Source organism: Anaeromassilibacillus sp. Marseille-P3371, assembly GCF_900169665.1.
Lineage (GTDB): Bacteria > Bacillota > Clostridia > Oscillospirales > Acutalibacteraceae > Anaeromassilibacillus.
In genome coordinates, this window is record NZ_LT835157.1 from 218,135 (window position 1) to 230,541 (window position 12,407).

Here is a 12,407-nt window from a genome sequence, read left to right on the forward strand (position 1 = left end):
ACGCTCCTGAATACACTTAACCGGTGTGGATAGCCCTGTTTGCCGAAAGGAAAACAGGGACAGAATACTGGGTTCATTGTATACGCCTGCGGGATTGCCGTTGTGCGTCTCTGAAACAATGGATAAAAGGGCTGCGGGAAAGGATCGCTTTCTTGCGGCCCTATTTTTGTTGTGGAGGCGATGACAATGGCTTTGATACAGGTCAAAAATTTAACGTTTGGATATGAGGGAAACCCGGAGTGGGTCTTTGATCAAGCGTCGTTTCAATTGGACACCAATTGGAAGACCGGTTTGATCGGCCGGAACGGCCGGGGAAAGACCACCCTTTTACGCCTGTTATTAGGGGAGTACCCCCATCAAGGGGTGATTTCCTGTCCAGTCCCAATGGTATACTTTCCTTTTTCGGTTTCTAATTTAGAGAAGAGTACGGCTATGGTGGTGCAATCCATCGCCCCGGAGTGCGACCGATGGCAAATTGAACGGGAATTGTCCCTTCTTCGGGTGGATTGCGACGTGTTGGATCGTTCGTTCAACACTTTAAGCAATGGCGAGCAGACCAAAGTGTTGTTGGCAACCCTGTTCCTACATGAGAACCGGTTCCTTTTGATCGATGAACCCACAAACCACTTGGATGAGGAAGCGCGTGACGCTGTGTGCCGGTATCTAAGCGGAAAGAAAGGGTTTATCCTGGTTTCTCACGACCGTGTATTGCTTGACGGCTGTGTGGACCATATCCTTTCGATCAATCGTGCGGACATCGAAGTACAGGCGGGAAATTTTCAATCCTGGCAGGAAAATCGGAACCGGCAAGATCAATTTGAGCGGTCAGAGCAGGAAAAACTTCGCAAGGAGGTTGACCGGCTGGACCGGGCGGCCCACCGGGCTGCGGATTGGAGCGATAAAACCGAAAAAAGCAAGTATGACACACGCAATTCCGGCTTGCGTCCAGACCGCGGATTCGTGGGGCATAAGGCGGCCAAAATGATGAAACGCTCCAAAACCATTGAGGCTCGACGGGAGGCCGCGGTAGAGGAGAAAGCTAAGTTGCTGAAAAATTTGGAGCAGGCGGAACCTCTTCGGTTATCGCCGCTCCATTATCCCAAGCGCGTATTGGTGGAAGCAGAACACCTCTCAGCCTTTTATGGAGAAAAGGAGGTCTTTTCAGACGTACGCTTTTCGATTCAACAGGGAGACCGTGTAGCCGTGTGTGGAAAAAATGGCTGTGGTAAATCCACCCTGTTAAATTTGCTTCTTGGGAAGCCCATTGCCTTCGAGGGGAACCTCCGGATAGGTGGAAATCTGGTGGTTTCCTGTGTCCCGCAGGAGACTTCGGGGCTATGTGGCTCTTTGCGCTCGCTTGCCGAAAAGGAGGGGTTGGAAGAATCCCTCCTGAAAACCATTCTGCGAAAGCTGGGCTTTTCCAGGGAACAATTTTCCAGAAACATAGAGGCGTACAGTGAAGGCCAAAAGAAGAAGGTGTTGTTGGCGAAAAGTCTTTGTAAACCGGCGCATCTGTATATTTGGGATGAGCCGCTGAACTTTATTGATGTACTTTCACGTGTACAGATCGAGGATTTACTCCTTACCAGCAAACCCACGCTGTTGTTTGTGGAACACGATCGCACGTTTCGGATGCGGATCGCGACAAAACAGATTGATCTGTAAAGAACCCGAGTGTTTTGAGAGAGAATGCTGCAAAAGCGTGAATAGCGAACATCGGTCTAATGAAAAAGAAGGTGTCCCAAAAGTCGTGAAAGGACGGAAGGATCTCCTCGTTTTTTAGAAACGCAGATGTTTTTCCAAACAGAAAGAGGATGCCCCTTTCCTATGAATCCAAAGATTCGTAGTTTGGGGACACCCTCTTGAAGGGATAAACAAGAGTGCATTCCAATCCACACAGCAACCATACAGCCTCGACAACGCACGGACACTCATCTTCTCCCGGAAGCTCAGTGGCTTGGCCGGGCACATGTTGCACGGTGGTTTGAACATCCGGCTGCCTGGACCGATGAGATCAGAAAACGTCAGGGAACTTACAATTGGATTCGCCATTGGATGATCTCATGCGAAGGGACTGCAATCGGCTTTTGTCAATATGATCCGTATGAGAAAAGCGGCGAAATCTGGCATGGGACGGTGAAAACAGCTGGAACATAACAGCATCGATGATCTCATCGGGAAAACGGCATATGTAGGCTAAGGCTTGGGAAAGGCTGCCGTCTGTGAGTTGCCTCAACAGATTGTCCAAGAAACCGATGCCCGCCGGGTGATTGTGCAACCCGACGCAAAGAATAGAGGCTCCTGCCAGACCTTGCTCTCCGTTGGCTTTTCTTATGATTCGGAAAAGCACCGATACCGGTTGGACTGGTAGGCCATAAGCAAATTTATTTTGTCTGATTGGAATATAAAACGCCGGATCAGTCACAGGGAGAACCGTCCAAATGGAGATTACGGAGCGATACACTCCAACGGCATAGAGGAAAGAGGTTGTTGTGCAGAGGCCTCTTGGATCAATTTTCCTGGATCGGAGAGAACGGATTCAGCCGCGAAAGCCGCTGCTCCTAGCAGAACGGGACTTCCCGGAAGGCGATTGACTTCAATGGTTACTTCACCGGAAGTCAGCGCATTGACACTTTCGCCGACGCGCGCTCGAACGGTCTTGAGCATTCGATCCGGTGCAATCTCTGCGAGTTCATCACCAATAACGATCAGGCCAGGGTTGAATTGGTTGATGAGATTTGTGATGCCGATGGAGAGGAAATCACACACACGATCGTACTCCTCACAGGCGACCGGGTCTTCTTGAGCAACCGCATGTGCCAAAGCCTCTGTCGTTAGAGCATCGGCACGCAACTTGGAGGTCTCCCCAACTGCCAGACGATTTCGGATGCGGTTGCGCAACGCCAACGTAGAACAGTATTTCTCCAAACAGCCGCGGTTTCCACACTCGCAGGGCAGACCATTAAAATCAATCGAATTGTGGCCGAATTCCCCAGCAAGCCCACGCTGTCCTACCACCAAATGGCCTTCGGAGATAATACCGCATCCTACCCCCTGCCCGGCGAGCACATACAGCATATTCTGTGTGGCCGGCTCTTGACCATGGTACCAAAGTTGTGCAAATGCACTGGCGTTGGCATCGTTTACAATCAGGAAGGGAAGTTCCAATCCTTCCGTCAGAGTTGCCCGAATGGGATAGTTCTGCCAACCAGCCAACTCTGTGACAAAGAACAGACAATCGCGATCCTCATGGTAAGGGCCGGGCATAGCCATACATGCGGCGGCAATTTTGGAATCTGCCTCAGCAAGCGTTTCCTCCACAGCGCGGCGAATACGCGGTAGGGTTATTTGCACAGGCTCCCCCGGTGCAATCGGGTATTCCTGTATGCGGTGGGGTTTTCCAGAAAGACCGGCCAGACAAAGATAAAACGCGCTGCGTGTCATACGGATTCCGATGACATGGCAGTGCTCTTCATTGAGCGTAATTCCTATGGAACGCCGGCCCTTGCTGCCGCTCATCAACCCTGTTTCCACCACAAGCCCACTTGCAATGCATTCTGCAATGATATTGGTGATCGTGGCCTGCTTAAGACCAGAGAGGTGCGCCAGTGTCGCGCGGGAACAGACCCCCTGTTGCCGGAGGAGGTCAATAATCAAGGCACGATTGATGGCCTGACTTTTCTCCTGGTTGATACTTTTTTGATTTGAAGCGTTCATATTGCAATCTCCAGTGTGTCTTTTGTAGCGGATTTGCCCGTTCTCCTCCATGATGGAGGAGAACGGGCCTTCTTTTTTACAATATACACGATTTTCTACAAAATATAATTTTTTATAGGAAATATTTATGCTTTGAAAAAATATATTTACCGGTTAAATATCAAAGAATTTTTAGAACTATAAAATAGAAATCATAAACAATTTAAAAAATTATCATTCAAATCAGGTATATAATCATTTTAAATTATATAATTGTTCCGAACAATCAGACTTTGTCTGTGGAAACTTTAATAGAAAATTGTCCATATTATTGGGCAGAACATAGATGAACGGAAACGGGGCAGTTATTCAGTGAAAGAATTTTCAAAGGCTTTTTTTCAAGTGTTTTTGACTTTTCATTGAGAAAATGGTTTATAAAAATTGTTTAAAATTTGCTCATAGAGCGATTATTAAATTAGGCGATATGCTATCATGTAAAAGAAAAGAATGGGAGAAAAGGAGGGAAGTATTCAAAAACAACGGTATTGAAGAGGGGGTGCAAAAAAATCGGAGGAAAGATACGTGTCGCACGTATCACAGATGTGGATAAAATAGGAGGAGAAGTATGAAAAGGAAACTGACAGCATTGTTCTTATCCCTGGCATTGGCGACGACAAACATTGGAATCGTTCCAATAGCCGACGCCGCACAGAATGACCCGGTATCCCCATCGGATGTCCAAAGGACCACCGCGCCAGAAAAAGACCTACAGATTAATTTTTGGCTGGATGAAGGGGTCCCCTATTATAATGTTGTTTTGAACGGAACAGCTTTGTTGCAGGATGGAACGTTGGGGCTAGAGACCACAGCGGGTTCTTTTCAGAACAACCTGACATTGGTTTCGACAGAGACCTCTCAGGGGGACCAAAGCTGGAATACACTTGTGGGGGATAAAGCGGTGATTGAAGACCGGTTCCAGGAGACGGCCGTCACCCTGTCCAATACAGAGGGAAAAACCATCACCATCGAGATGCGTGCGTATGACACAGGTGTTGCATTCCGATACCTTTTACCGGAGATGGACATGGATTACCAGATCACGGACGAATATACGCAATTTGCTTTTCCAGAAGGTGCGGTTGCGCAGATTCACGAGGACATCAACCAAATCGTGCCCCAGACCATTCCGGTAGAAGAGTTTGAAGGCCGGCATTACTGCCGTCCAATGACTGTAGAGTATGCAGACGGGGCGGTGGTCTCTATTTGTGAGGCAAACCTGGACGATTATGCTGTCCTGTATATGACAAAGTGTGCAGACCGCACATTACAGGCAAAGTACGACGGCGATGTGGTCCATGTCGCTGCCAACACAGAGAAGAGCAGCCCTTGGCGTACCCTGGTAGTAGCGGAAGAACTGGCTCGGTTGCCGGAAAATGAGGATATTATTCTAAATTTGAATGAACCCGCAGATGAAGAGATGTACAAGTTCTCCGAGTGGGTCAAGCCCGGACGCAATCTGATGTTGGGGGCGGGTAGCGAGACCACAGAAACCCTCAAAAATTGGATTGATACCGCGAAAGCAGAAAATTTTGAGTATGTCCTTTTGGATTATGGCTGGTATGGGCCAGAGTTGGACGATCGATGTGACCCTCGCTTGGACCCATCCAAGTTGGAACCCGAACCAGGGGATTCTGAAGAACTGGCGCAGGTCAAACGCATTATGAAGGAGTTTATCCCTGCGGACGGCGTATTTGACGCTGGCGAGGGCTTCCCGCCGTATGGATTGATTACCGGCGAACCGGTTCCCGGCTGGCCGGAGGGCGGCCTCTTTCAGCCTCATTTGGATATGCGCGAGATCTGCGAATATGCAAACTCCCAAGGGGTAGGGATGATTCTATACGTCAACAACCGCCATATGTTTGACAAGTATGGACGGTATACGGTGGACGAACTGTTTGCACGCTTTGAAGATTGGGGCGCTGCAGGGGTAAAACCCGGCTTTATGATGGAGGGAAACCAGGAGTATGAAGCGAGGAACGAAGAGATGATCGAGGCGGCGGCCCGCCACCATTTGGTTCTAACCATCCATGACGAGTATGTAACCAGCGGCATCGAACGTACCTATCCGAATTTACTTACAACCGAAGGCATCTTGGGCGACGAGGGGATTAAGGGCGGCCAGATTGCAGAGGATATTTCTACCCTGTTTACCCGCGCCATACAAGGCCCGACGGATCATACCTTCTGTTATCCAGGAAAGGCAACCAAGGGATATGCCTTAGCCTCCTCCCTTTTGTTCCGCACCGGTATGCATTCCCTGTATTGGTATGGAAATCCGACGACGATTCCACAGATTCCGGAGCAGGAGCGGCAGTTCTGGAAAAATTTGCCCAGCAATTGGGATGAACTGCGCGTGCTGGAAGCCTCTATGTCGGAGTATGCCACCTACGCGAGAAAGACGCGGGACAAGGGCGAATGGTATGTGGGAAGCGTTTCTGCAATCGAGCGAGAGATGCAACTACCACTTTCTTTCCTGACAGAGGGGCAAACCTATGTAGCGGAAGTCTATGCAGATGCGATCGGCCTGACCGGAACTTCTTCCAATAAGGACAGCAGCGCCTTGCTCTGTAACCGTTACTTGGTGGACAACCGTGAGACGATGTATTATCCTATGGCATATGGTACCGGCTTCGCCGTCCGTTTCCGTCCGGCGACAACAGAGGACCAAGGACTACCTGTTTATAACGGCAATATGGAACGCCTGAAAAATCACCTGTCCGGGCTGGATTCTCTCCAGGAGAGCGATTACACGGTTGCAACATGGCAACGTCTCGAAGAGGCAGTCGCTGCAGCCAACGCCCTATTGGAAATGGGGGATGAACTGACCAGTCAGCAGGTACAAGAAGCGATTCAAGCTTTGGATGCCGCTAAGGAGGGGTTGCGTTCCGTCAATGTACTGCTAGAGCAGATGAACCAGGCAAAATGTTTACCCGAGGCCCATTATACCCCGGAGAGCTGGGCGCCGTTGGCAGAAGCCATGCAGAAAGCGAGAGATCTGTTGGCCAGCGTAGAAGATGTTTCCCAAGACCAGCTGGATGCAGCGGCTGAGGAGATGCAGTCGGCTCTGGAGGGGTTGGTGAAAAAGGCATTGGAGTTGGACGCCACCGTCTACTTGAGCGACTTAGAATTTGAGGCCAACTCCTATAGTGCGTATGGACCGATTCAGAAAGACCGGTCCCATGAGAATCCCAAATTGGAGCTGATCGTTGACGGGGTACGTACGACTTTTGAAAAAGGACTTGGTACCCACGCGACCTCCGAGGTTTATTATAACATCGAGGGAAAGGACTACGAGGTGTTTGAGGCATATGTGGGGGTTGATGCGCTTAAGTCCGATATGGGCGATGTGATTTTCCGCGTGTATTCCGACGATGTGTTGATCTATGAGAGTCAGCCTTCCGGGACAGGTGCGCGAGAAGCGCAGAAAATTTCAATACCGGTGGCCAATACGAAGATTCTTCGCTTGGAGGCCGATACCAATGGCCCGGATACAGGCGATCATGCAGACTGGGCGGATGCAAAGTTCTTAACGATGAAAGAGATCGACCCGATCAGTACCATTACGGGCATTTCGATCGATGGAAAACCTGTGCAGGAATTTGCTCCAGGACAGTTTGATTATTACTATCCCATTGAAGTCGGGGATGAAGTTCCTGAGGTGACCGTGCAAAACGATCATGAAGCGGTTACTTATGTGATTTCCCCGGCAATGCGGGTCCCAGGGGTGACCAAAATTACAGTTCACCGCCCGGACGGTGGTACGTTTGTCTATCGGATCTCATTCTGTACAACAAAAAACGTCTATCTAAGTGACCTAGAATGGACCGCTTTAGACAACCAGGGGACCTACGGACATGCAGTCAAGGACAGCGGTGTGGAAGGTCTAGACATGGTCGTAACCGGCCCGGATGGGGAAGCGTTGGATCTGCCTGAGGTCGATGGCAAAAAGAAGGGCATAGGCATGCATGCGTATTGTATGCTGACGTATGATATTGCGGGAAAGGGCTACAGCCGCTTTGAAAGCTGGGTTGGTGCAAGTCACCTCAAGGAATATAGCAATTCTATGATCTTCAAAGTGTACTGTGACAATGAGGAGGAGCCCCGTTATGTCAGTCCAGAGATGTCCTATCTGGTGCCTGCTGAGTTTGTCAGTGTGGACTTGACCGGAGTGCGAACGCTGCGACTGGAACTGGATAGTAACGGGTCCATCAATGGCGACCATGGCAACTGGGCAGATGCAAAGTTCCTGAGCTATGAGGAAGTGCCGGAATCCCCCGTGCAGCTGGGACTGGATGGACCGGAGACGGTGGAGACAAACAGCTGCTTTATGGTGAAGAATACCATAAGCGGACTGGAGGAACTGAAGGAGCCCATAGGTTCGTTCCAGATGAGCCTGATCTATCCGGAAGGGATGAACTGTGAGAGGGTCACGTTAAATGAAAACGTATCGGGATACTTTGCGTACAACATCAAGAACGATGAACATATGGTAAAGTTCTTGTATTTGGGAGAGACCGGCGAAGGATTGCCGCCCGATTTGGACAGCCTGTTCACAGCGAAGTTTACGACGGACAGCGATTTGGCAGAGGGAGATTATACCTTGTCAATCCAAGATGTGACGATGGGATGCTGGAATGGAGAAGAGATTTCGTGCGACCTCCAGGATATGACTGTACATGTAGAGAAGGGTGAACCGAAGGAGCCGCAGTTGTTGACCGTACAGTGGAGCAGCAATGCAGCGGTGGAAGTGGAAGGAAATGCAGATGTGGTGATCTCCACGGATGCAATCTACGGCGCGAAAGTGATGCCGTGTGAAGATCTGACCTTTACCTTCACCCCGACCGACGGAGCATTTGCCAGTGCACAGCTCAACGGAGAGGACATCCCGTTTGAACCAAACGGCTTTACGTACACTTACACGATGCCGAATGAGAGCGCGAGCCTGCGCTTTACCTTTACGAAGGTGGACAAGGACATCTTGAAGATTGTCCTGGATGAGGCGAACAACGTAACGCAGGAGGACATCGACCGCCTGGTACCGGAAGTACGGGAAATCTTTGNTGGAAGAACCAGTATCTGACAGACGATGGAAGTGGCGTACTCAAGTACGCTGGAAATATCGACAGCGACAACATCGATGCATATAGCTGGGACTTTATTCCGGATGAAGATGGCTATTATACCATCCAGAACCAGGCGACTGGCAACTATATTGTCAATGATGGTTCCGGCTTTGCAGCTTGTATGGCTGAGAGCGGAGAGGGCGACTCCGGCAAGTGGATTCTTCGCAATGTGAGTGGATATACCAAGGTTACCAGTCTATTGGACGATACGCTCTCTTTGGCGCTCGAAAATCAAGACTCCCAAAACCGGGTGGAGCTGGCCGAAGCGCCGGACAGCTGGTACAGTGCGCACTTCACGCTAAACAGCACACGCTTTGACTACGATATTTACCCCGACAAGATTGTCGATGGTCCATATACCATGACCGCCGACAACGGGAAAGAACTGCATTCCACCTATGAAAACAATACCTGGAAACTGACCAAGGACATCTCCGAATTGCCGCAGTTTACAGCAGAGAATATGCCGATTTCTGAGGCGCTGTACAATATGGCGTTGCAGGAGTCCCTGGAAGACATCTTTACAGAGACCAGCATTCACACAGGGGAAAAGGTCGAAGTATTTAATACCGGCGCGAACTGGAACAAGGTTTGGACGCGCGATACGGCGATGTCTGTTCAGTATTCTTTGGCATGGGCGTTCCCAGAGCAGTCCGGCAACAGCCTGCTGCAAAAGATTCAAGGCGACCCGCAGGAGTGGGTGGAGGATACCGGCACCGGCGGTTCGTATCCAGCTTCTACGGATCGTATTATCCTAGCTATGGCTGCATGGGAGACCTATCTTGCCACAGGGGATACGGAATTCCTGGAAAAAGTCTATGATGTGACCAAATATACATTGGAAAAGGACTTCCATGTAAACTATGACCCGAATACCGGCCTCTTTAAGGGGGAGACTTCCGGCCTTGACCATCGTTCTAAGACGTATCCCGACTGGATGGACGAGGGCTATTTCTCCGACATCATGGAATCCAAGTCCTGCAATACCAATATTGAGTATGCAGTGGCGTTTAAGGTAATGGAGCAGGCCTCGGAAATCCTTGGAAAGGACCCGGCAGAGACAGAAAAATGGGCCAAGCATTTTGAAGCACTCAAGCAGGCGATCAACGACACCTTCTGGATGGAGGAGCACGGATATTATTCCTCCTGGCAATATCCGGAATATATGGGCAATGTCCTCGCAGAAAAGACGGATGTCATTGCAGCCGGTTATGCGGTCTATTTTGACATTGCAACCCCAGAAATGGCCGAAAAACTGATGGAAAACTATCCGCTTGTCAAATATGGCGCAGATACCGTTTATCCACAGAAGACCGGTAAAAACTTCAGTGCGATTTACCACAATCGCGGCGTGTGGCCCGGCTGGGAAGCGGCCCTGATGGAAGCGGCAATGGTCGGCGGGAATCATGAGCTTGCGGGCGAGATTATGAAATCCATCATGTACGGTGCGGCGAGAAACCTTTCCAACGAAGAAGTTATTAACTACGAAACGGGCGCAGGCAATGATGCGCATCGCCAGCTGTGGTCGGTAGCAGGTCAGTTGGCCGGTTACTACCGAGTGTTGTTTGGTATGACGTATGATCTGGACGGCATCCATTTTGCACCGTATGTTCCGGATTGGATGGTCGGCCCGTTTGAACTGAGCAATTATTCTTACCGTGATGCGACCTTGAACCTCAAGGTTTCCGGACAAGGCGACCAGGTGGCATCCTTGAAGGTAAACGGCGAAGAAAAGGGCGCGAATTACGTGCTCCCCGCAGATGCCTCCGGCAATTATACGGTCGAAATTGCGATGGAGGACAGCGGCGAACACAGCGCAGTCAACCTCAAGCCGGAAAATTTGGTCATCTGCCCGGAACTGCCGGAAATGCAGCTCGAAGATGGCGTGCTGTCTTGGACGCCGGATACACGCTACACCTACAAGCTTTGGACCGGTACGGAATATATTGATGTAACGGGGCAGGATAGCTATACCATCCCACAGAATGTCTATGGCAGCTATTCCCTGGTGGCAGTGGACGAAGACGGGATTGCGTCCGAGCTCTCCGAACCCATCGTTTGGAATCCGGATGGGACGGTCCTCAAGTATGAGGCAGAGGATGCAAGTTACAACAGCGACTGCTTTGCCAACTCCATCCAGGGATATTCCGGGACCGGTTATGTGCAGGATAACCGTCCCAACGGTGGTACGGACATCACCTTCAAGGTCAATGTTCCAGTTGAAGGCGATTATCTGGTGAGCGCCCTGTACAACAATGGCGGCGATACCACCAGCGGAAACTATGCGGCAATCCGTTCGGTCCTGTTGGACGGTGAGGATTATGGCACCATGTCGTTCTCTATTACATTTGACAATGCATTCTATCGTTCACCCCGCATGAGGATGCACTTGACAGAAGGGGAGCATACCATTACCTTTACCTACAATTATAATGGCAATATTTACGACCAGAACATGAACATCAGCCGCAACAATCTTGCGATGGACCAACTGATTCTGGAGGACATCAGCACCATGTCAGTTGTAGAATCCCCCGTGCAGCTGGGACTGGATGGACCAGAGACGGTGGAGACAAACAGCTGCTTTATGGTGAAGAATACCATAAGCGGACTGGAGGAACTGAAGGAGCCCATAGGTTCGTTCCAGATGAGCCTGATCTATCCGGAAGGGATGAACTGTGAGAGGGTCACGTTAAATGAAAACGTATCGGGATACTTTGCGTACAACATCAAGAACGATGAACATATGGTAAAGTTCTTGTATTTGGGAGAGACCGGCGAAGGATTGCCGCCCGATTTGGACAGCCTGTTCACAGCGAAGTTTACGACGGACAGCGATTTGGCAGAGGGAGATTATACCTTGTCAATCCAAGATGTGACGATGGGATGCTGGAATGGAGAAGAGATTTCGTGCGACCTCCAGGATATGACTGTACATGTAGAGAAGGGTGAACCGAAGGAGCCGCAGTTGTTGACCGTACAGTGGAGCAGCAATGCAGCGGTGGAAGTGGAAGGAAATGCAGATGTGGTGATCTCCACGGATGCAATCTACGGCGCGAAAGTGATGCCGTGTGAAGATCTGACCTTTACCTTCACCCCGACCGACGGAGCATTTGCCAGTGCACAGCTCAACGGAGAGGACATCCCGTTTGAACCAAACGGCTTTACGTACACTTACACGATGCCGAATGAGAGCGCGAGCCTGCGCTTTACCTTTACGAAGGTGGACAAGGACATCTTGAAGATTGTCCTGGATGAGGCGAACAACGTAACGCAGGAGGACATCGACCGCCTGGTACCGGAAGTACGGGAAATCTTTGTGAATGCCCGGACCAACGCGCAGGAGGTCTACGACGATCCAGCTGCAACCCAGGAAGAGGTCAACAAGGCCTGGGACGAGCTGCTAAAAGCGATGCACCTGTTGGAATTCGAGGAAGGCGACAAGGAAGTGCTGCTGCCGCTGATTGAAATCGCAGAGCAGTTGGCGGAGAAGTTGGATGCATTCAAGCCGAGCAGCACGGAGGGCTT

At 50.3% G+C, this 12,407-nt stretch carries 4 protein-coding genes; 3 read left to right on the plus strand and 1 reads right to left on the minus strand.

The annotated features are described in order from the left end of the window. Nucleotides 1–186: 186 nt before the first annotated feature. A complete protein-coding gene (gene abc-f / locus B9Y59_RS00630; RefSeq protein ID WP_085531136.1) occupies nucleotides 187–1,665 on the plus strand; it encodes a ribosomal protection-like ABC-F family protein in 1,479 nt (492 codons plus the stop codon). Nucleotides 1,666–2,448: 783 nt separating this feature from the next. Here the strand turns inward: abc-f and B9Y59_RS00635 are convergent. Next, nucleotides 2,449–3,717 (minus strand): ROK family protein, encoded by a 1,269-nt coding sequence (locus tag B9Y59_RS00635; RefSeq protein WP_054324921.1) that lies wholly within the window; start codon nucleotides 3,715–3,717, stop codon nucleotides 2,449–2,451. A 604-nt stretch (nucleotides 3,718–4,321) separates the two neighbouring features. Here B9Y59_RS00635 and B9Y59_RS00640 point away from each other — a divergent pair. Both B9Y59_RS00640 and B9Y59_RS00645 read left to right on the plus strand, forming a co-directional pair. After that, the gene (locus B9Y59_RS00640) at nucleotides 4,322–8,836 is read left to right on the plus strand and encodes an NPCBM/NEW2 domain-containing protein (RefSeq protein WP_085531141.1); all 4,515 of its coding nucleotides are present in this window, start codon (nucleotides 4,322–4,324) and stop codon (nucleotides 8,834–8,836) included. 164 nt (nucleotides 8,837–9,000) lie between these two features. Continuing rightward, on the plus strand, nucleotides 9,001–12,407 hold a 3,407-nt coding region (locus B9Y59_RS00645; RefSeq protein WP_085531143.1), incomplete at its 3' end, for an alpha-L-rhamnosidase-related protein.